Source organism: Klebsiella sp. PCX (assembly GCF_021869705.1).
GTDB lineage: Bacteria > Pseudomonadota > Gammaproteobacteria > Enterobacterales > Enterobacteriaceae > Klebsiella > Klebsiella quasipneumoniae.
In genome coordinates, this window is record NZ_CP091527.1 from 5,050,853 (window position 1) to 5,070,276 (window position 19,424).

The 19,424-nt window shown below is 59.6% G+C and carries 17 protein-coding genes and 1 tRNA gene; 10 read left to right on the forward strand and 8 right to left on the reverse strand.

Annotated elements, in window-relative coordinates:
- Nucleotides 1-82: 82 nt before the first annotated feature.
- The 3 genes from GQR96_RS24165 (at nucleotide 83) to GQR96_RS24175 (ending at nucleotide 5,001) form a co-directional block, all read left to right on the forward strand.
- A complete protein-coding gene (locus GQR96_RS24165; RefSeq protein ID WP_064150992.1) occupies nucleotides 83-1,798 on the forward strand; it encodes an AsmA family protein in 1,716 nt (571 codons plus the stop codon).
- 251 nt (nucleotides 1,799-2,049) lie between these two features.
- Nucleotides 2,050-3,609: a PTS transporter subunit EIIC gene (locus GQR96_RS24170; RefSeq protein WP_065903745.1), complete on the forward strand. Its 1,560-nt coding sequence runs from the start codon at nucleotides 2,050-2,052 to the stop codon at nucleotides 3,607-3,609.
- A gap of 12 nt (nucleotides 3,610-3,621) precedes the next feature.
- Nucleotides 3,622-5,001 (forward strand): family 4 glycosyl hydrolase, encoded by a 1,380-nt coding sequence (locus tag GQR96_RS24175; protein WP_004205096.1) that lies wholly within the window; start codon nucleotides 3,622-3,624, stop codon nucleotides 4,999-5,001.
- Between the two features lie 331 nt (nucleotides 5,002-5,332).
- On the opposite strand, the gene GQR96_RS24180 is transcribed toward GQR96_RS24175, so the two are convergent.
- The 3 genes from GQR96_RS24180 to GQR96_RS24190 form a co-directional block, all read right to left on the reverse strand.
- Nucleotides 5,333-6,055 carry a MurR/RpiR family transcriptional regulator gene (locus tag GQR96_RS24180; RefSeq protein WP_004205097.1) on the reverse strand — a complete coding sequence of 241 codons (723 nt, stop codon included), beginning with the start codon at nucleotides 6,053-6,055 and terminating at the stop codon, nucleotides 5,333-5,335.
- Nucleotides 6,056-6,213: 158 nt separating this feature from the next.
- On the reverse strand, nucleotides 6,214-8,532 hold the full coding sequence (gene yicI, locus GQR96_RS24185) for an alpha-xylosidase (protein WP_069734277.1): 2,319 nt from the start codon (nucleotides 8,530-8,532) through the stop codon (nucleotides 6,214-6,216).
- Between the two features lie 12 nt (nucleotides 8,533-8,544).
- Nucleotides 8,545-9,939, reverse strand: coding sequence for a glycoside-pentoside-hexuronide family transporter (locus GQR96_RS24190; protein WP_069734278.1), 1,395 nt, complete (start codon nucleotides 9,937-9,939; stop codon nucleotides 8,545-8,547).
- Nucleotides 9,940-10,231: 292 nt separating this feature from the next.
- Between GQR96_RS24190 and GQR96_RS24195 the strand changes: the two genes are divergently transcribed.
- From GQR96_RS24195 to GQR96_RS24215, 5 genes are all read left to right on the forward strand, one after another.
- A tRNA-Sec gene (locus GQR96_RS24195) sits at nucleotides 10,232-10,326 on the forward strand.
- Nucleotides 10,327-10,491: 165 nt separating this feature from the next.
- Complete coding sequence (locus tag GQR96_RS24200) at nucleotides 10,492-10,959, forward strand: DUF3237 domain-containing protein (protein WP_032456750.1); 468 nt, start codon at nucleotides 10,492-10,494, stop codon at nucleotides 10,957-10,959.
- A gap of 112 nt (nucleotides 10,960-11,071) precedes the next feature.
- A complete protein-coding gene (locus GQR96_RS24205; RefSeq protein WP_004205102.1) occupies nucleotides 11,072-12,079 on the forward strand; it encodes a zinc-binding alcohol dehydrogenase family protein in 1,008 nt (335 codons plus the stop codon).
- Nucleotide 12,080: 1 nt separating this feature from the next.
- Nucleotides 12,081-12,371 carry a putative quinol monooxygenase gene (locus tag GQR96_RS24210; RefSeq protein ID WP_004205103.1) on the forward strand — a complete coding sequence of 97 codons (291 nt, stop codon included), beginning with the start codon at nucleotides 12,081-12,083 and terminating at the stop codon, nucleotides 12,369-12,371.
- 154 nt (nucleotides 12,372-12,525) lie between these two features.
- Nucleotides 12,526-13,575, forward strand: coding sequence for an NAD(P)-dependent alcohol dehydrogenase (locus tag GQR96_RS24215; RefSeq protein WP_004205104.1), 1,050 nt, complete (start codon nucleotides 12,526-12,528; stop codon nucleotides 13,573-13,575).
- Here the strand turns inward: GQR96_RS24215 and GQR96_RS24220 are convergent.
- Together GQR96_RS24220 and GQR96_RS24225 are read right to left on the reverse strand one after the other, a co-directional pair.
- Nucleotides 13,572-14,525, reverse strand: a complete 954-nt coding sequence (locus GQR96_RS24220; RefSeq protein WP_043522774.1) for a GlxA family transcriptional regulator — start codon at nucleotides 14,523-14,525, stop codon at nucleotides 13,572-13,574. The two genes, GQR96_RS24215 and GQR96_RS24220, sit on opposite strands and share 4 nt — an antisense overlap.
- 21 nt (nucleotides 14,526-14,546) lie before the next feature.
- Nucleotides 14,547-15,326 carry an MBL fold metallo-hydrolase gene (locus GQR96_RS24225; RefSeq protein ID WP_004205106.1) on the reverse strand — a complete coding sequence of 260 codons (780 nt, stop codon included), beginning with the start codon at nucleotides 15,324-15,326 and terminating at the stop codon, nucleotides 14,547-14,549.
- Nucleotides 15,327-15,492: 166 nt separating this feature from the next.
- On the opposite strand from GQR96_RS24225, the gene GQR96_RS24230 reads away from it, so the two are divergent.
- The gene (locus GQR96_RS24230; RefSeq protein WP_004205107.1) at nucleotides 15,493-16,053 is read left to right on the forward strand and encodes an NUDIX hydrolase; all 561 of its coding nucleotides are present in this window, start codon (nucleotides 15,493-15,495) and stop codon (nucleotides 16,051-16,053) included.
- Here the strand turns inward: GQR96_RS24230 and GQR96_RS24235 are convergent.
- The 3 genes from GQR96_RS24235 to GQR96_RS24245 all read right to left on the reverse strand — a co-directional run bounded on the left by GQR96_RS24235 (nucleotide 16,043) and on the right by GQR96_RS24245 (nucleotide 18,763).
- Nucleotides 16,043-16,897 carry a DMT family transporter gene (locus GQR96_RS24235; protein WP_004205109.1) on the reverse strand — a complete coding sequence of 285 codons (855 nt, stop codon included), beginning with the start codon at nucleotides 16,895-16,897 and terminating at the stop codon, nucleotides 16,043-16,045. The genes GQR96_RS24230 and GQR96_RS24235 overlap by 11 nt on opposite strands.
- A gap of 24 nt (nucleotides 16,898-16,921) precedes the next feature.
- Nucleotides 16,922-17,731 carry a lipoprotein NlpA gene (gene nlpA, locus GQR96_RS24240; protein WP_017900755.1) on the reverse strand — a complete coding sequence of 270 codons (810 nt, stop codon included), beginning with the start codon at nucleotides 17,729-17,731 and terminating at the stop codon, nucleotides 16,922-16,924.
- 126 nt (nucleotides 17,732-17,857) lie between these two features.
- The gene (locus GQR96_RS24245; RefSeq protein ID WP_069734279.1) at nucleotides 17,858-18,763 is read right to left on the reverse strand and encodes an AraC family transcriptional regulator; all 906 of its coding nucleotides are present in this window, start codon (nucleotides 18,761-18,763) and stop codon (nucleotides 17,858-17,860) included.
- A gap of 118 nt (nucleotides 18,764-18,881) precedes the next feature.
- Here GQR96_RS24245 and GQR96_RS24250 point away from each other — a divergent pair, with 118 nt between their 5' ends.
- Entirely contained in the window at nucleotides 18,882-19,418 is a 537-nt protein-coding gene (locus GQR96_RS24250; protein WP_004205112.1) for a carboxymuconolactone decarboxylase family protein, read from the forward strand.
- The last annotated feature ends 6 nt before the right edge of the window (nucleotides 19,419-19,424 follow it).

Below are 19,424 nucleotides of genomic sequence, written 5' to 3' on the forward strand. Positions count from 1 at the left end.
CGGAAATAAACCACGCCTGCCTTGAGAAGTGCGCATAAATCGGGCATAACACGGTTATGTGCATCTCACAGAATGGAAGACCATGAAATTTCTTGGAAAGCTGATTCTCTGGCTGCTAGTCGCTCTGCTGCTCGTCATCGTTGGCGCGTGGTTCCTGCTGCAAACCCACTGGGGCGCCCGCCAGGCCAGCGCCTGGCTCAGCAATGGCACCGGCTGGCAGGTCTCCTTCGATGCGATGGACCACGATTTCTCCTCCCCTCTTCATGTGCAGTTGCAAAACGTCACCTTTGGCCGGGAAGGCAAGCCGGCAACCCTGGTGGCGAAAACGGTCGATATTGGCTTCAGCACCCGCCAGTTTAGCGACCCGCTGCATGCGGATGAGATTGTCCTTAACGACGGCACCCTGAATCTGTCACCCCACTCTGCCGACCTGCCGTTCGCTGCAGACCGGCTAATGTTGCGCAATATGGCCTTCAATAGTCCGGAAACCGGCTGGGCGCTCAGCGCGCAGCGCGTCACTGGCGGCGTCAGCCCATGGGCGCCGGAGGCAGGCAATGTGCTGGGGAAAACGGCGCAGATCCAGATGAGCGCGGGCTCGATGACGCTCAATGGCGTCGAAGCCAGCAATGTTCTGATTCAGGGCAAGATTGATCAGGGCGAGGTCACCCTCTCCACCCTCGGCGCCGATGTCGCCCGCGGCACCTTAACCGGCAATGCGAAACGCAGCGCCGACGGCAGCTGGCTGGTGGATAACCTGCAGCTCAATGAGATCCGACTGCAGAGCGCCGCCTCGCTGGCCGACTTTTTCGCGCCGTTAACCACGGTCCCCTCTCTGCAGATTGGCCGCCTGGATATCACCGACGCCCGCCTGCAGGGGCCGGACTGGGCGGTAACCGACCTTGACCTGAGCCTGCGCAACCTGACGCTCAGTCACGGCGGCTGGCAGAGCCAGGACGGCGCGCTGTCGATGAATGCCAGCGAATTTATCTACGGCTCGCTGCACTTTTTCGACCCGATCCTGAATGCCGAATTTTCACCCCAGGGTATTGCCCTGCGCCAGTTCTCCTCGCGCTGGGAGGGCGGCATGGTGCGAACCTCCGGCAACTGGCTGCGCGCCGGTAACGCGCTGGTGCTTGACGACACCGCCTTCGCCGGGCTGGAGTACACGCTGCCGGCGAACTGGAAGCCACTGTGGATGACGCCGCTGCCGGCCTGGCTGCAAAGCCTGACGCTGAAAAAATTCAGCGCCAGCCGCAACCTGATCATCGATGTGGACCCAGCCTTCCCATGGCAAATTACCGCTCTCGATGGCTATGGCGGCGAGCTTCAGCTGGTGAAAAACGGCAGCTGGGGGGTGTGGAACGGTAGCGCGACGCTGAACGCCGCGGCGGCGACCTTTAACCGAATTGACGTGCGTCGCCCTTCACTCAAGCTGAGCGCCACGGCGTCGACGGTCAATATCACTGAGCTCAGCGCCTTCACCGAGCGCGGCATTCTGCAGGCCACCGCCGCCGTATCCCAGCTGCCGCAGCGCCAGGTCAATTTGAGCCTGAACGGCCGCGGCGTGCCGCTGAATATTCTGCAGGCCTGGGGCTGGCCTTCGCTCCCCATTAGCGGGGATGGCAATCTCCAGCTGACCGCCAGCGGCAGCGTGCAGGCCGATGCCCCGCTCAAGCCGACGGTCAACGCACAGCTTAGCGCCGTGAATATGGAGAAACAGCAGGTGGCGCAAACGATGCGCAACGGCGAGGTCAATACCGCCCCCGCCGCGCCAACGCCCACTCCCGTCACGCCCTAGCGATGCCCCATCACCCTCTCCCCCACGGGGAGAGGGAACGCTTCTCTGCAAACACTCCGCTCTGGCTACGCCCTTTCCCTTTCAGGGAGGGAGTCTGCAAGCATTCTGAAACCTGTGTGCAATAAGCGGCTATCTGTGCCTATTTACCGCTACTGGTTCCTTTCAAATATCAGAGTTGCTATAACCAAAATACTGGAAGTCGATAAAAAGAAACCGCTCCCTGTACCTACAAAAATATAAAAGGATCAATCATGCCTGAAATACGTCAGCGTATTCTGGAGAATATGCAAAAATTCTCCCGGGCCATGATCGGCGCCGTATTGTTCTTGCCGGTCATTGGCTTAATTCTGGCCCTCAGTTCAGTATTAACTAATCCGACATTAATAGCTGAAACCAGTTTCCTGCACCAGCTTGGGCAGATGCTCGGCGACACCTTTTGGCCTCTATTTGGCAACCTCGGCTTATTATTTTGCGTCGGTATTAGCTATGGCCTGGCAAAAGATAAAAAAACCGAAGTCGCGCTGGTTGCGGTGATGTGCTTCATTATGTTTCTTGGCGCCAACCACTCCTGGCTGGAACACACCCACGGACTCGCCGAAAAAATTAACGGTGAATATTATGGCACCGGGCAAACCCAACTGCTGGGCTTTGTAGTGGTGGATATGGGCGTTTTCCTTGGCATTATTCTCGGCTGCACTATCGCGTGGGTGCACAATAAAGTCTCTACCATTGAGCTGCCCGGCGCGCTGTCGATGTACGGCGGCGCCAAGCTGACGCTGGTGGCGATGACGCCGGTGGTTATCTTCTACGCCATCGCCTTTACCTGGATTTGGCCGTTTATGACCCACGGCATCTCCACCCTCACCGGCTTTATGAAAAATGCCGGGGTCGCCGGGGTCTTCGTCTATGGTTTCTTTGAAAAATTTCTTATCCCGACCGGCCTGCACCATTTTGTCTGGTCACCCTTCCAGCTCACCCAGATTGGCGGCACCCTGAACGTGGACGGTCAGGTGGTCTCCGGTACCCAGGCCATTTTTCTCGCCTATATGCGCCATCCGGATCTGACCCCGGTGATGAATGAGGCCCTACGCTTCTCACAGCAAGGGATGACCACCATCTTCGGCCTGGCCGGCGCCTCGCTGGCGTTCTACCACACCGCGAAGCCGGAGAAAAAAGTGATGGCCAAGGCGATTCTGCTGCCGGCGATTATCACCTCGATGCTGACTGGCATCACCGAGCCGATTGAGTTTACCTTCTTGTTTGTCTCGCCGCTGCTGTGGGTGATCCATGCGACGTTAACCGCCGCCTCGCAGGCCATTTGCGACCTCTTCACCGTACGCCCCTGGGGAGCCTCGGGCCTGATCGAATTTCTGATCTATAACCTGCCGCTACCGGTCTCCTTAACGCGCTGGCCGGGATATGTCCTTATCGGTATCGGCCAGTTCGCCGTCTACTACGTGATTTTCCGCACTCTGGTGGTGAAGCTGAATCTGAAAACGCCGGGCCGGGAAGATGACGAGAACGTGAAGCTCTACAGCAAAGCGGAGTATCGCCAGAAAGTCGCGCAGCCGCAGTCGGTCACCGATGACATTATCCGCGGTCTCGGGGGCAAGGAGAATATTCTCTCCGTCGATAATTGTTTTACCCGCCTGCGCGTGGCCGTGCGCGATATGGCGCGGGTTGATGACGCGCAATTAAAAAATACCGGCGCCAACGGCGTAGTGCGCAATCGCAATGAGGTTCAGGTTATTTATGGCGTAAAAGTGGGACAGGTACGTTCCCGGGTTGATAACTGGTTAGCAGAAAATTAATGAGGAGTTTGTATGAAATTAACCGTATTAGGCGGGGGCGGCGTTCGCTCTGCATTTTTAGCGAAATCTCTGGCATATAATGCTCACCGCATTGGTTTAACGGAGGTGGTTTTTCTCGATAACTCTGCAGATAATCTGGCGATATTCGGCGAAATTGCCCGCTATGTATTTACGACCATTCGCCCGGATATTCATTTCACGACCACCACCGACCCGGTCGCGGCGCTGCAAAACGCTAATTATATTATTACCACCCTGCGGGTCGGTGGTGATGAAAGCCGTATTCGCGACGAGCGCATTGCGCTGCAACATAACACCCTCGGCCAGGAGACCACCGGCGCCGGCGGCTTCGCGATGGCCATGCGTTCGATCCCGGCGATCCTCGACTATTGCCGGCTGATCGAAGCGCATGCCGCCGAAGACGCCATTCTGTTTAACTTTACCAACCCCTCAGGCCTGGTGACGGAAGCGATCGTTAAGTCCGGCTTTAAGCGTCGGGTCTACGGGATCTGCGATGCCCCCTCCGAGCTGATTCGTGAGCTGCCGGCGATCCTCGGCTGTGAGGAGCGCGACCTGAGCGTGGAATGCTATGGGCTGAACCATTTCTCCTGGTTTACCCACTTCACCGTGCGCGGGGAAGCGGTGACCGAGCGGCTGATCGCCAGCCCGGCGCTGTACCAGAAGACCGCGATGCAGTATTTCTCACCCGAACTGGTGCGGCTGTGCGATAACCAGTTACTCAACGAATATCTCTATTATTATTACTATCGCGACGAGGCGCTGAAGGCGATTCAGGGGGCAGGCGAAACGCGCGGGGAGCAGATCGCCCGTATCAATCAGGAGATGCGCCAGGCGCTGCGCACCGTGGATGCCAGAACGCAGCCGGAAGCCGCCTTCAATATCTGGATGCAACACTACCTTCGCCGGGAAAACAGCTATATGCAGAACGAATCCCGTCAGGAGAAATTTCATACCCGCGAGCCGCTGACGCTGCGGCAGTTTATCGAAGAGCCGGACACCGGCGGCTATGCCGGGGTGGCGCTGGATATTCTGGAAGCGGTGAACAGCACCACCACCAAGCGGATCGTGGTGTCGATCCAGAATAATGGCACGCTCGACTTTTTGCGCCCTGACGACGTGATTGAGATCAGCTGCGACCTGAGCCGGGAGGGTCTCAAGCCGGTAACGCCGGTGAAGGTGCCGACGGCGCAGAAAAATATGATTTCCTGCGTGAAAGAGTATGAGCGGCTGGCGGTTGCGGCGATCCTGCAGCAGGATAAGTCGCTGGCGGTGCGGGCGCTGATGGCGCACCCGCTGATCGGTTCCTGGTCGCTGGCGAAAACCCTGGTCGAGGCCTACCTCGACGATGAGCAGTTCGCCGCCTGGCGGTAACCTGCCGCCGATGGGATTCCCCCGCTTGCGCTACGCTTAGCGGGGCTACGAACGGAGCGGTTTGTGTTTTATGTAGGTCGGGTCAGGCGTAAGCCGCCACCCGACAAATAGCCGCATCACCCGGTAGCCCGAATAAGGCGCCAGCCGCCATCCGGGAACTCCCGCCGCTCGCACCGCGCTTAGCGGGGCTACGAACGGAGCGGTTATTATTATATGTAGGTCGGGTCAAGCGTAAGCCGCCACCCGACAAATAGCTGCATCACCCGGTAGCCCGGATAAGGCGCCAGCCGCCATCCGGGAACTCCCCCCGCTCGCACCGCGCTTAGCGGGGCTAGCTATTGCTCCGTACGCGGGTAAACCACATCTTCAGTAGCCGCTCAAAGCCTAAGATGCAGTAGCCGAAAAACGGGTTGCTCCAGTAAATATCATCGTCAAACTTCTGCGGGTCGTGAATAATAAACGCCGTATCTGCAGCCTGCGCCAGCGGGCTCTGATAATCACCGGTAAAGCAGACCAGATTAATCTCCTTCCCCTCCAGGGCCTTCACCCAGTTAAGCGCTGAGCTGCTGCGCCCGGATTTCGAAATGATCCAGATGGAGTCGAAGCGAGCGGCGTTTTTCTGTTCAAGAATTTCGTAATCCGGCCACAGCGCCAGGCTGGCATTCACCCCAGTGACGAGAAACTTGTTATAAATATACTGGGCGATCAGCTGCGAAAAGCCGCTGCCGTGGATCAGGACGCGCTGCTGCGCGAGGCTTGCCAGCAGTGGCGTCAGCGCCTCCGCCGGCTGAATGCTCATATAGTCGATATCGTTGGTGACATCGAGCTTCGGCATGGTGATATTGAACTTGATGAAATAGACCAGCTCCAGCCAGCCGCTGAACTTAAGCTTTTTCGCCAGCCGTACCAGCGAGGAGGGATTACTGTAGCACTGCTCCGCCACGGCGCGGACCCCCTGGCGGATACACTGCTCCGGGTCGTTCTGGATAAAGCGCAGCACGGTCATTTCCGTTTTGCTTAGCTTCACGTCACGAAAGATATTTTCTACGTCCATGGCGGGCTCCTCTCAGCGGCAGAATACGCTATCACCGTTCAGCAACGGCGTCTGCGGCCTGAGTCACCAGACTGAAATGAATATTACTTTTTGTACAAAAATGGAATAAAAAACCCTCTCCGCCAGGCGAAGAGGGTCTCTGCCGTTAACGCAGTCTTTTACAACGTAATCGTCAGCGTATTGCCCCGGGCGCTCACCACCACACCCCATTCGCTGCCGGTCTGCGTGCCGCCCTGAACGCCGGCTATCTGCTGGATATTGCGCAGGCACAGCGTCCAGCCGCGGGCTTCGCCTTCGCCGCTCACGGCGATGGTGTTGCCCTGGCGCTTCGCCTTCAGGGTGAAGATCGTGGAACCGTCCGCCGCCGGAACCTGACAGCGCGCCTCGCGCCCCTCTTCGAGGTGGAACAGCTGGAAGGCGGTGCCTTCATGCCAGGCATAATCGGGTTTCTGATCATTGTTGCCCAGCGCCAGCAGAGTATTGTCGCGAATGTAGACCGGCAGACTCAGCGCATTATGATTCTGCTTATGCCAGCGGCTACCCGGCAATTCATCGTTATGCCACAGATGCGTCCAGCGCCCTTCCGGCAGATAAAACTGCACATCGCCCGCTTCGGAGAACACCGGCGCGACCAGCACTGAATCACCCAGCATATACTGGCGGTCGAGATAGTCGCAGGTCGGATCGTCCGGGAACTCGAGCATCATCGCGCGCAGCATTGGGGTGCCGTACTCATTGGCCAATGCCGCCTGACGATAGAGATAGGGCATCATGCGGCATTTCAGCTGCGTGAAGTGGCGCACCACGTCGCAGGACTCTTCGTCGTAGGCCCATGGCACACGATAGGATTTACTGCCGTGCAGGCGGCTGTGGCTGGAAAGCAGGCCGAAGGCGCACCAGCGCTTGTAGACGTGGGCCGGGGCGGTATTCTCGAAACCGCCGATATCGTGGCTCCAGAAACCGAAGCCAGACATGCCGATCGACAACCCGCCGCGCAGGCTTTCCGCCATCGATTCGTAATTGGCGTAGCAGTCGCCGCCCCAGTGCACCGGGAACTGCTGTGCGCCCACCGAGGCGGAGCGAGCGAACAGCACCGCTTCTTTCTCGCCGACGGTCTCTTTCAGCACGTTCCACACCAGTTCGTTATAGATGAAGGCGTAATGGTTGTGCATTTTCTGCGGGTCAGAACCATCAAACCACTGCACATCGGTCGGGATGCGTTCGCCGAAGTCGGTCTTGAAGCAGTCGACGCCCATCGCCACCAGGCCTTTGAGTTTGTCGGCGTACCACTGACAGGCTTCCGGGTTGGTGAAGTCATATATCGCCAGCCCAGGCTGCCACTTATCCCACTGCCACAGCGAACCGTCCGGGCGCTTCAGCAGATAGCCCTTCTCTCTCAGCTCCTTGAACACCGGCGAGCGCTGGCCGATATACGGATTGATCCACACGCAGATCTTCAGCCCTTTCGCCTTCAGGCGCTTGATCATCCCTTCCGGGTCCGGGAAAGTCAGCGGATCCCATTCGAAATCGCACCACTGGAAGGCCTTCATCCAGAAACAGTCGAAATGGAAGACGTGCAGCGGCAGCTGGCGCTCGGCCATGCCGTCGATAAAGCGGTTCACCGTCGCTTCGTCATAGTTGGTGGTGAACGAGGTGGTCAGCCACAGACCAAACGACCATGCCGGCGGCAGCGCCGGGCGACCGGTGAGCTGCGTATAGCGGTTGAGCACCGCTTTCGGCGTTGGGCCATCGATCACGAAGTACTCAAGGTATTCGCCTTCCACGCTAAACTGGACTTTCGAGACCTTCTCCGAGCCCACCTCGAAGGAGACGCGCTGCGGGTGATTGACCAGCACGCCGTAGCCGCGGTTGGTCAGGTAGAACGGAATGTTTTTATAGGATTGCTCGGTGCTGGTGCCGCCGTCTTCGTTCCAGGTTTCTACCGTCTGGCCGTTGCGCACCAGGGCGGTAAAGCGCTCGCCGAGACCGTAGACGGTTTCGCCGACACCGAGGTCGAGGCGCTCAAACAGATAATTGCGCTGGGTCTGACTATCCTGCACGTAGCCGTTGTTTTTCAGCTGACTACCGGTGATACGCACGCCGTCGCGCAGAAAATCCAGCGCCCAGAATTCGCCTTTAGTGACGCGCACGCTAAGGCTACCGCTTTTCAGCTCGGCGAATTCGGCCGTATCCTCTATGGTGACATTGACGTCGTTCTGCACGTTCAGCGGGTAGTGCGGACCGTTATCCAGCGCGCCCTGGAAGTGCTCCATACGCACCCCAATCACCCCTTCTAGCGGGGAGAAAAAGCGCAGGGTGAATAACGGCGTATCCAGCTGCCAGGCGCGTTCGCGGACATCGCGCGGCGCGGCATAGACCACCATTTCATTCCCCTGCTGCTCCACCTCATAAACCTGTACGGGTTGGATCAGGGTGAGCCCTGGTTGAATGAGCCAGTTTCCATCACTGATTTTCATTAAAACGTCCTCTTAGTTTTGCCATTCTTTGTCAATCGGGGCTGTTGCGAAATCTTGTTCATTACGACGCGCGCCCTCGGCCAGCTCGGCCATCATTTTTTTCAGGAACGGCGTTTTCAGCGTGTAGAAGCGTTTGGCGATCGCCGCGCTCAGCAGGTAACACACCGCCGGAACGAGGGTGAACAAGGCGATAATAATGGTGAGGGTGGTGCCGTTCTGAGTTTTGGCTGCGGCGTCGTAACCGCCGCCGGCCAGCATCCAGCCGATGAGCGCGCCGCCCAGCGCCAGACCCAGCTTGAGCACAAACAGGGTGCCGGCAAAGCTGATGCCGGTCAGGCGTTTGCCGTTGCACCATTCGCCGTAGTCGACGGTGTCGGACATCATCACCCACTGGATTGGCGTCACCAGCTGGTGCAGTACGCCAATGGCGAAGATAAAGACGAACATGGTGATTTCGGCATCCATCGGTACGAAAAACATCGCCACGCTGAGCACCGCCAGGATGGCGTTGGTCCACCAGAAGACACTGACTTTGCATTTCCAGTCGGTCAGCGGTTTCGCCAGCGCCGAGCCAATCAGGTTGCCGACGCAGTAGGTGGTGAGGAAGACGGTGAACAGCGCCGCCGAGCCCATGATCCAGGTGGTGTAGTACATCATCGCGCCGCCGCGAACGCAGACCGCGAGGATATTGAGAATGGTGAGCACGCCAACCACTCGCCACTGGTCATTGCGCCAGATATCGCGCAAATCTTCGCGCATCGAGGTGCTGCTCGGCGGCGCTTCGACACGCTCTTTGGTGGTAAAAAAGCAGAAGGCCAGCATCAGGAAGGCGATCGCCGACAGCACCGCGATGCCGCCCTGGAAGCCAAGCGCTTTGTCATCGCCGCCGATAAAATTGACCAGCGGCATCATCAGCACGGTGGAAAGCATGCCGCCTGCCGTCGCCAGCACAAAGCGCCAGGACTGGAGTGAGATGCGCTGTGTCGGGTTGTCGGTGATCACGCCGCCGAGCGCGCAGTAGGGGATATTTACCACGGTGTAGAGCAGCGTCAGCAGCGTGTAGGTTACCGCAGCGTAAATCAGCTTGCCGTGGTGGCTTAAGTCCGGCGAGCTGTAGGCCAGTACGCAGACGAGGCCGAACGGTATGGCGCCGAAGAGGATCCACGGGCGAAATTTACCCCAGCGGCTGCGGGTACGGTCGGCCAGCAGGCCCATGCACGGGTCGGAGATCGCATCCAGCGCGCGCGCCAGCAGGAACATGGTGCCGACAAAACCAGCGGGGATGCCGAAGATATCGGTGTAGAAAAACATCATATACAACATAACGTTATCAAAAATGATGTGGCTGGCGGCGTCACCCATGCCGTAGCCAATTTTCTCTTTGACGGACAAAATATGATCTTTCATATGGGCACAATTCCCTTAGCGGCGCCACGGATTGGTACCGGTTACATTTCTTGTAAACCTTTGCCGCAGGAAGATGAATTGCGATATCTCGTTATCAGATTACGTTTCTTGTTTTCTGTGATCGCGGTAGCCTGAAAGCGTATGAAAAAGTGTAACCCATGGATTTTGAACGGATTTGTTTCAGACTGTTCTGCAAAGTCCAGTTTTAACAGTAAAAAAGTGCGTTCAGGTATGTGGTAAACGGCTGAAAGTAGCTATAATGCGCCCCGCCTCCATGTAGCAATCGAGGCGCGGAAGATCGTCATCTCCGGTGAGGTGGCTGGACTTCAAATCCAGTTGGGGCCGCCAGCGGTCCCGGGCAGGTTCAACTCCTGTGATCTTCCGCCAGTTTGCCTCTGCTCCTCCACCGCCACGCCATACCAAACTGAGCCGCAAAACCCATCATCCCAGTCAATCATTTTCATCCAAACTCTGCGTTATTTTGTCTCCTGCGAACCCGTTACACTGGCGCAAAGGCCGCGTGCCGTTGCCAACCGAAACAGGAGAGCCATGATGACCCCCGAACTGAGACACTGTTTTTCCATTACCATCCAGGTTGATAAACCGATAATCGTTTCCCGCAGTCCGCAAACCGGCAAGCGTCAGCTGATCCCGATTCTCGGCGGCAGCGTTTCGGGTCAACTTCGCGGCCACGTGCTGCCCGGCGGCGTCGATAGCCAGATTATCGAGCCCGACGGCACGTGCAGGCTATCCGCCCGCTATGCCCTGCAGGTGGAGGAAGGGACGGTGTACGTGGAAAACCACGGTATCCGCCGGGTGCCGGCCCGCTATCATGACCAGCTGTTCGCCGACGATATGCGCTTTTTTAGCACTATTCCGCCGGAAGAAATCTATTTTCGCACCGTCCCCACCTTCGAGGTGGATACCCCCGCGCTCAGCTGGCTAACCACCTCGCTGTTTATCTGCGCGGGCGGACGTACTCAGGATGGGGTGATGCTCGATTTTTATCAGGTGGGCTGATTTTCACTTTCTGCATATAACTGTTATTGCCATTAACCCGTTTTTCCCCTCCCGGCGCCGGTCTACTATCGCGTCATCGCTTTATTCACCCGATTCACAGACCGGAGCAGTTATGAAAGCTATCGCCATTACTCAAGCCGCCGCTGACGGCGACAATATCCCTTTTTTAACCGAGATCGACCTGCCGGTCCCTTCCGCCCACGGGCGTGATCTGCTGGTTGCCGTGAAGGCGGTCTCGGTCAATCCGGTGGACACCAAAGTGCGCGCCGGCTTCCAGGGCGACACGCCGCGGGTGCTGGGCTGGGACGCCGTTGGCGTGGTGCAGTCCGTCGGTGAGGAAGTGACGCTGTTCGCACCAGGCGATGAGGTCTGGTACGCCGGCGCCCTGGGCCGGGCCGGCAGCAACAGTGAATATCAGCTGGTGGATGAGCGCCTGGTGGCCCACAAACCGCGCACCCTCGATAACGCCTCCGCCGCCGCGCTGCCGCTGACGGCTATCACCGCCTGGGAGCTGCTGTTTCACCGTCTTGGCGTCACGGAAGGCGGCAACGCGGGCGACACGCTGCTGATCGTCGGCGCGGCGGGCGGCGTGGGGTCGATCCTGACCCAGCTGGCCAGCAAACTGACCGCCATGACGGTGATCGGCACCGCCTCGCGTCCGGAGAGCCAACGCTGGGTCCGCGAGGCGGGCGCGCACCATGTTATCGATCACAGCAAGCCGCTCTCCGACGAGCTGGCGCGCATCGGCATCAACGCGGTGACCCATGTCGCCAGCCTGACCAACACCGACCAGCACTTCAACGCGCTGATCGACGCCCTCGCCCCGCAGGGCAAGCTGGCGCTGATTGATGACCCGGAGACCCTGGACGTGGTGCCGCTGAAAGCCAAAAGCCTGTCCCTGCACTGGGAATTTATGTTCACCCGCTCAATGTTTGAGACGGATGACATGATCGCCCAGCATCAGTTGCTAACCCGCGTGGCGGCCCTGATCGACAACCACACGATCAAAACCACACTCGGCGAACACTACGGCGCTATCACCGCCGACAATCTGCAGAAAGCGCATCGCCAGCTGGAAACCGGACGCGCAGTGGGCAAGATTGTGCTGGAGGGATTTTAAGATGATAACCCTTCTCGCCGTGCTCAAGGCGAAACCAGGCCAAACGGACGCGCTGCGCAAGGTCCTGCAGGGTCTGCTCCTGCCGACGAGACAAGAGCCGGGCAATCTTGACTACGCGCTGTTCCAGCTGCGCGACGCGCCGGATACCTTCTACATGCGGGAGTCCTGGCGTGACCAGCAGGCGCTGGATGAGCATATCGACCAACCCTACTTTCAGGCCTTTATTGGCGAGATGGATTCCCTGCTCGCCGAGCCACTGCGCCTGGACTATCTGACGCCAGTCGCCCCCTGAAAAGTCTGCTCCTCACCCGGTGAGGAGCGGTTTTAACGCTTTGAGCTACCCGTCTCGCATCCCGGGCGCTCCAGGCTACGCTTATCCTTACCGCGCAAAAAACGCTCACCTCCGTCCGCCCGTTTTAACACCGATATAATCAAGAGGTTTCGCTATGCTGATCAACGCTATAGGTACCTACTCCGCCAGCCAACCGCTGGAATCAATGGCCATCACCCGCCGCGAACCGGGGCCGCAGGATGTGCAGATCGCCATCGCCTACTGCGGCGTCTGCCACTCCGATCTCCACCAGGCGCGATCGGAATGGGCCGGAACGCTCTACCCCTGCGTGCCGGGGCATGAAATTGTGGGCCGGGTCACCGCGGTCGGCGAGGCCGTCTCGCGCTACGCCGTCGGCGATCTGGTGGGCGTCGGCTGCATGGTCGATAGCTGTCAACAGTGCGAGGAGTGCGCTGAAGGGCTGGAGAACTACTGCGACCATATGGTGCTGACCTACAACGGACCGACCCAGGACGCGCCGGGCCACACCCTGGGCGGCTATTCACAGCAGATCGTGGTCAAAGAACACTACGTGCTGCGGATAACTCATCCCGAAGCGCAGCTGGCCGCCGTCGCGCCGCTGCTGTGCGCCGGGATCACAACCTACTCGCCGCTGCGCCACTGGCACGCCGGGCCGGGTAAAAAAGTCGGCGTGGTTGGCATTGGCGGCCTTGGACATATGGGAATCAAGTTGGCCCACGCCATGGGGGCCCACGTGGTGGCCTTTACCACCTCCGAATCCAAGCGTAATGCGGCCAGAGCGCTAGGCGCTGATGAAGTGGTGGTGTCGCGTAACGAAGAGGAAATGGCGGCCCACGTCAAAAGCTTCGATTTCATCCTCAACACCGTGGCGGCGCCGCATAATCTCGATGCCTTCACCACGCTGCTGAAGCGCGATGGCACGATGACGCTGGTAGGCGCGCCGGCCACACCGCATCCGTCGCCGGAAGTGTTCAATCTGATCATCCGTCGCCGGTCGATTGCCGGGTCGATGATTGGCGGGATCGCGGAAACCCAGGAGATGCTCGACTTCTGCGCTGAACACGGCATCGTCGCCGATATCGAACTGATCCGCGGCGATGAGATCAACGAAGCCTGGGAAAGAATGGTCAAGGGTGACGTGAAATACCGCTTCGTGATCGACAGCGCGACCCTCGGCGGCTAAGCGCCGCGGCGAAAGGTACGCCGCCATTCGGCCGGACTGACGCCAAAGCGCGCCTTAAACTGCTGACGCCAGGTGACGGCAGAGAGATAACCCACCGCCTCCGCCACCTGCTCGACCGGCAGATCCCCCGCCTCAAGCAGGCTCTGGCTGCGGCGCAGGCGTTCGGCGGTCAGCCAGTCGGTGATGCTCATCCCGGTCGCCCGGGCGAAGTGGCGGGTCAGGCTGCGGCGGCTCATCGCCACCACCTGGGCCAGCGAATCGAGATTATGCGGCTCGGCAATATGCTGCTGCAGATAATCCAGCAGGCAGTTGATTCGCGCATCGCGGGTATTTTTCGGCACCGGCTGAGCGATGAACTGCGCCTGGCCGCCCTCGCGGTGCGGCGAAACAATCAGCCGCCGGGCGATCTGGTTGGCCGCGAGGCTGCCGTAACGCTGGCGGATGATGTAGAGGCAACAGTCGAGCGCCGCCGCGGTGCCCGCTGAAGTAATGATCCGCTGGTCATCGACGTACAGGGCGTTGATATCCAGCCGCACCTGCGGAAACCGGCGCTGAAAATCCTGCTCAAACTCCCAGTGGGTCGCCGCGCGTTTCCCGTCCAGCAGCCCGGCGTAGCCAAGGACGAACGCGCCCAGGCACAGACCGACGATTTCCGCGCCGTTATTCCGGGCCCGCACCAGGCTATCAAGCAGCGCCTGCGGCGGGCGCCGGTCGACCTCGCCCCAGTAAGGCACCACCACGATATCCGCCTGTTCCAGCACGGCGTAATCGCCGCTGGCGTACAGCGCGAAGCCGTCGCGGGCGCGCAGCAGCCCCGGTCGCTCGGCGCAAATGTGCAGATTAAAGCGTTTGTTTTCAGAGACCGAATCGCCAAACAGCATGCAGGGAACGGCGTAATGAAACGGGCTAAAGCCCTCTACGGCAACAATCGCCACGTCGGTGAGCTTCATCGTTCCTTCCCCTTACGCACGTTAATAAACCACGGTTTCCCCATCCTGCGGGATACACACTACCTCGGCAATCTGATTATCCAGCGCATACTGGCGCATCTCTTCCCGACTCACCAGGCAGTGGTTGACCGCCTCCAGGTGGATAGCCATGATTTTCGCTTCCGGCAGGGTGAAGTGTACGTTCAGGAGATCCTCTTTGCCCATGATAATCGGGCCAAAGCCGATGACGTGGGCGTAGCCGGCGTTCAACACCACCACGTCCGGACGCAGCTTCAGCAGGTCGGCCGCAATTTCATCACGCCAGATGGTATCCCCCACCAGCCACAGCGTCTTCTCCTGCGGATGGCGAAACAGCACGCCGCAGGCCTCACCCAGGCGTTCGGCCATCGCCGGCACCGCGTAGGTGCGATCGCTGCCGTGCTGGCCGGAGGTGGTTTTCAGCAGGCGCACGCCGGCAAATTCGCTGTCTGCCGTCAGCAGGCGGATATCCTGGAATCCCTGGCTGCGCAGCAGCGCACCGTCGGCCTCGTGCTGGACGAACACCGGCAGGGTTTTCGGGATCGCGGCGATCGCCGCCTCGTCCCAGTGATCGTCATGGGTATGGGTGACGATCACTGCGTCAACGTCGATAATGTTATCGCGGGAAAAAGGCAAGGCCACCAGCGGGTTGCGCAGCTCGCTGCGCGCGGTGCCCGGAAATCCCGGCCAGGCGCCTTTGTCCGCCAGCATCGGATCGATCAGAAACTTTTTCCCGGCGTAGTCAATAATCTGGGTCGCGTTACGGATATGGGTGATGTTCATGTCGGCGTTCCTCAGGGGGTGATTTGACGAACATCGTACTGAGTACCAGCCTGGCGCAATAGGGGCATTTGGGCAAGGATCGATGAAATCGGGCCAACCTGCGGCGATTGCTATCCGTCTCCGGCTATGTTGTTCTGAAGGCTCCATTTTTGACAGGAGTGGCAGGATGAAGAAAAAACTGACCGCCGCCGATATGCACGACCCGCAGGTCATCGCCGAAACGCCGTGGTTCAGCATGCGCAAGGTGGGTATTGATATCGCCCCCGGCGAGCGCCGCGACTTTTACGCCATTCACTATCCCCGCCCGGCGGTGGGGGTTGTGGCTATCCAGGAGGGCAAAGTGCTGCTGATTCGCCACTACCGCTACCTGATCGACAAGGTAGTGTGGGCCATTCCGTCAGGCGGCGTTGACGAAGGGGAAGATCCGGCGGCGGCCGCGCTGCGCGAGCTGCGGGAAGAGACCGGCTGGCAGGCGCAACGCGTCGAAGAGATCATTCGCTTCAACCCCTCCTACGGCAGCAGCGATCAGCTGTTTATCACCTGGCTGGCCACCGGTTTACGCTGGGTGGGGATGGATGCGGATCAGGATGAGGTAATGGAAACCGGCTGGTTTACCTTTGAGGAGATAAACCAGCTGATCGCCCGCGGCGAAATGCCGGACGGGCTGTCGCTGGTGCCGCTGCTGCAATTGATGGCGCAGCCGCGCACCGGGCAGGCTACGGCTTAAGCATTCGCCAGCGGAACCACAGCTGGGCCACGAGGATCAGCACGCCGCCGATAATTTTCTGCAGCGGCAGCTGTTCGCCGTACCACAGCGCGGCGGCAATGACCGTCAGCAGCGGTTCGAGCACCATAATGATCGCCGCGCTGGCCACCGCCGCGTACTTTTGCCCCTTCATCTGCAGACCGAAGCGCAGGCTGGTGGCGATGACAATGCTGGCCACCAGCCAGCCGAAGGTCGGCAGGGTCATCGGCTGGTCCCAGCGTTCAACGGCAGCGGAGATGGTCAACCCGACGATACCAGTGATCGCCAGCTGCACGGTGGTCAGGGGGATCAGCGGTACTTCACGCGCGCAGCGGCTGGTGTAACAGAACCAGATCGACTGCACCAGCGCCGTCAGCAAAAACCAGCCCTGGCTGGGGTGGAAGGCTATCGGCATGTGCAGGCTGAGCAGGCCCAGGCCCACCACCGCGATCGGCAGGCACTCCCACCAGGCCCGCGGCGGACGCACCTTCATCATCACCCACGCGGTCAGCGGGACGAACATCATCGACAGGCTCATAATAAACGCCCCTTCGCCGAGCGACGCCGTCGTGGAGACCGAGTAGATCCACAGGCAGAGGTTGAGCGCAAACCACAGCCCGCTGATGATGAGCTTTGGCCAGTGCTGCTTTTGCGGGCGAAACCCGCGGCAGAACGGCAGCAGCAGCAGCGCGGCGAAGAAGAAGCGCAGCCCAAGGAACGCGAATACCGGCATGCCGGCGATCGCCTCGCGGGAAAAAATCCAGCCGCAGGCGGCAATCACCGTCGCAGCAATCAGCAGCAGGTCAGCCTGCCGTTGGCGTACCATACGCGCCTCTCCCTGTGTGTTGGCTTACCAGCCCGGCACCGCGCCGCCGTTGAAGATAGTCTCAGCCGCCTTCGCCACCTCCGGCGACTGGTACGACTGCATAAACTCCTTCACGTTTTCCGCGTCTTTATTGTCTTCACGGGTCACGATGATGTTCACGTAGGGCGAGTTTTTATCTTCGATAAAGATGCCATCGCGAACCGGCGACAGCCCGGTTTGCTGCAGGTAGGTGGTGCTGATGATGGCCACGTCGACTTTAGGATCGTCGAGTACGCGCGGCAGCTGCGCCCCTTCCAGCTCCATAATTCTCAGGTGATGCGGGTTGTCGGTGATATCCACCGCCGTCGGCAGCAGGCCGGTGCCGGCTTTGAGGGTAATCAGCTTCTCTTTTTGCAACAGCAGCAGCGCCCGCCCGAGATTGGTCGGGTCGTTGGGGATGGCGATTGTCGCGCCGTCTTTCAGTTCGGCGACTGACTTGATCTTGCGCGAATAGCCGGCCATCGGGAAGACGAAGGTATTGCCGACCGCCACCAGATGGTAGTTATGCGCTTTGTTGTCCTGCTCAAGGAAAGGCCGATGCTGGAAGACGTTGGCGTCCAGATCCCCGGCGTTGGTCGATTCGTTAGGCAACAGCGAGCCGCTGAACCCCACCAGCTCAACCTCCAGACCATACTTCTCTTTGGCCACCTTCTTCGCCACTTCCGCCACATCCTGTTCAGCGCCATTAATCACGCCGACCTTAATGTGCTTCGCTTCATTACTCTTTTGGTCGCAGCCGACCAGCGCCAGACCCGCCAGCATTACCGCGGCGGCGGCACGTAAACGTAATCTCATCCTCTTCACCCTGTCCGTCCTGACTGTCATTGTTTTTTTCGTGCAAAACTATAGCGACTTTCGGGTGGGCTAATAAACAGCAAACCACGCAACCGGAAATAAAATCATCTTCCCCAGAGCGAAGCACTAGCCCCGTCGCCACTCGCCCGGCGTCACGCCATAGCGCATTTTGAAACGCTTCGAGAAGGACGCCAGCGACTGAAAGCCGCAGCGTTCGGCAATCACCTCGAGGTTGGTCTGACGCTCGAGGCGCAGCAGCCGGGCGGCCAGCGCCATTCGCAGCTGCGACAGCCACGCCTGCGGCGTCAGGTGATAAACGCGGGCAAAATGACGGGCAAAGGTGGCCCGCGACAGAAAGGCGCGGGCGGCCATGGTTTCCAGCGTCCACGGCTGCTCCGGGGTTGCCATCACCGCCAGCACCGCCGGCATCAGGCGTTCATCGCTCATCAGACGCAGCAGCCCGCCGGGCGGCTGCTGCTCGCCAAGCAGCATGCGCAGCAGCAGCACCAGCAGCGTATCGCCGAGGCTGCGCACGATAGCGCTGCCGCCGGGACGCTGCGCCAGGCTTTCGCGGACCAGTAGGTTAAGCAACGGCTGCAGCTCCGGGCAGTCTTCGCGCGTATCGGTATGGAGATGGATCAGCGTCGATGCCTCAGTGAACAGCCAGCTAACGTGCGGACCAAAATAAAATTCGCCGCACAGCATCTCCAGCGCCCCCTCCGCCGGGCCGGCGCGCATTTCCGTCACCGTGCCGTTAAACCGGTGCGCTACCGGCAGCACCTGGCCCCACTCCACCAGGCTCTCCATCAGATGCGGCGAACCGTGCGGCAGGAGGACCACATCTCCCGCGCGCAGGTGATGAGTCAGGCCGCCGACGTTAAGCCGCCCCTCACCGCGCAGCACCACGTGCCACGGCACCACGCCGCTGCGCATTTGCTGGTGCCCGGCCTGCCAGCGGCCGCCGAAGCGACAGTGCAGGTTCACTTCGCAGCGCGGCGCCAGCAGCGCCAGCAGATGACTGAGACTGTCCATGCTTCTCCTGAGACGATAAGACAAAAAGGTGAGACGAAGACCGCCAGTCTAGCATGCGGCAACGGCCTAAGATGACCCCAATGCCAACACACACCCTCGATAACAACAGGAGTTAACTATGAGCCGTTTAGCTGATATCCGTGAACAAGACGCCACCGGCAAAGCCGCCGATATTTTCGCCGGGATCAAAAAAGCGATGGGCAAAGTGCCAAACGCCTACCTGACCATCGGCGGCCACTCGCCGGCGGCGTTGCAGCAGGCGCTGGCGCACAATGCGATGCTCCATAAAGGCAGCCTCAGCGCCCAACAGCTGGAGGCGATTAATCTGTCAGTCAGCGAAGCCACCGGCTGTGACTACTGCCTGGCCGCGCACACCCTGATGGCGAAAAAAGCCGGCTTCAGCAGCGAGCAGATCCACGCCCTGCGCCGCGGGGCGTATGCGGAAGAGACACAGCTTGATGCGCTGGTGAAATTTGCGCAGACTCTGGTCACCACCACCGGTACGCTGCCGGAAGCCGACGTCGCCGCGCTACGCAACGCCGGTTTTAGTGACCAGCAGGTGATTGAGATTATCAGCGCCATCAGCGCGATCCTGTTCACCAACATGGTGAACCGGGTTAACGACACGGTGGTCGACTTCCCGAAAGCCGATTAATCCGTC

Excerpts from the sequence above, each read along its gene's own strand:
- GQR96_RS24165 (WP_064150992.1), top strand. The coding sequence starts at position 83 with ATGAAATTTCTTGGAAAGCTGATTCTCTGGCTGCTAGTCGCTCTGCTG.
- GQR96_RS24170 (WP_065903745.1), top strand. The coding sequence starts at position 2,050 with ATGCCTGAAATACGTCAGCGTATTCTGGAGAATATGCAAAAATTCTCC.
- GQR96_RS24175 (WP_004205096.1), top strand. The coding sequence starts at position 3,622 with ATGAAATTAACCGTATTAGGCGGGGGCGGCGTTCGCTCTGCATTTTTA.
- GQR96_RS24180 (WP_004205097.1), bottom strand. The coding sequence starts at position 6,055 with ATGGACGTAGAAAATATCTTTCGTGACGTGAAGCTAAGCAAAACGGAA.
- yicI (WP_069734277.1), bottom strand. The coding sequence starts at position 8,532 with ATGAAAATCAGTGATGGAAACTGGCTCATTCAACCAGGGCTCACCCTG.
- GQR96_RS24190 (WP_069734278.1), bottom strand. The coding sequence starts at position 9,939 with ATGAAAGATCATATTTTGTCCGTCAAAGAGAAAATTGGCTACGGCATG.
- GQR96_RS24200 (WP_032456750.1), top strand. The coding sequence starts at position 10,492 with ATGACCCCCGAACTGAGACACTGTTTTTCCATTACCATCCAGGTTGAT.
- GQR96_RS24205 (WP_004205102.1), top strand. The coding sequence starts at position 11,072 with ATGAAAGCTATCGCCATTACTCAAGCCGCCGCTGACGGCGACAATATC.
- GQR96_RS24210 (WP_004205103.1), top strand. The coding sequence starts at position 12,081 with ATGATAACCCTTCTCGCCGTGCTCAAGGCGAAACCAGGCCAAACGGAC.
- GQR96_RS24215 (WP_004205104.1), top strand. The coding sequence starts at position 12,526 with ATGCTGATCAACGCTATAGGTACCTACTCCGCCAGCCAACCGCTGGAA.
- GQR96_RS24220 (WP_043522774.1), bottom strand. The coding sequence starts at position 14,525 with ATGAAGCTCACCGACGTGGCGATTGTTGCCGTAGAGGGCTTTAGCCCG.
- GQR96_RS24225 (WP_004205106.1), bottom strand. The coding sequence starts at position 15,326 with ATGAACATCACCCATATCCGTAACGCGACCCAGATTATTGACTACGCC.
- GQR96_RS24230 (WP_004205107.1), top strand. The coding sequence starts at position 15,493 with ATGAAGAAAAAACTGACCGCCGCCGATATGCACGACCCGCAGGTCATC.
- GQR96_RS24235 (WP_004205109.1), bottom strand. The coding sequence starts at position 16,897 with ATGGTACGCCAACGGCAGGCTGACCTGCTGCTGATTGCTGCGACGGTG.
- nlpA (WP_017900755.1), bottom strand. The coding sequence starts at position 17,731 with ATGAGATTACGTTTACGTGCCGCCGCCGCGGTAATGCTGGCGGGTCTG.
- GQR96_RS24245 (WP_069734279.1), bottom strand. The coding sequence starts at position 18,763 with ATGGACAGTCTCAGTCATCTGCTGGCGCTGCTGGCGCCGCGCTGCGAA.
- GQR96_RS24250 (WP_004205112.1), top strand. The coding sequence starts at position 18,882 with ATGAGCCGTTTAGCTGATATCCGTGAACAAGACGCCACCGGCAAAGCC.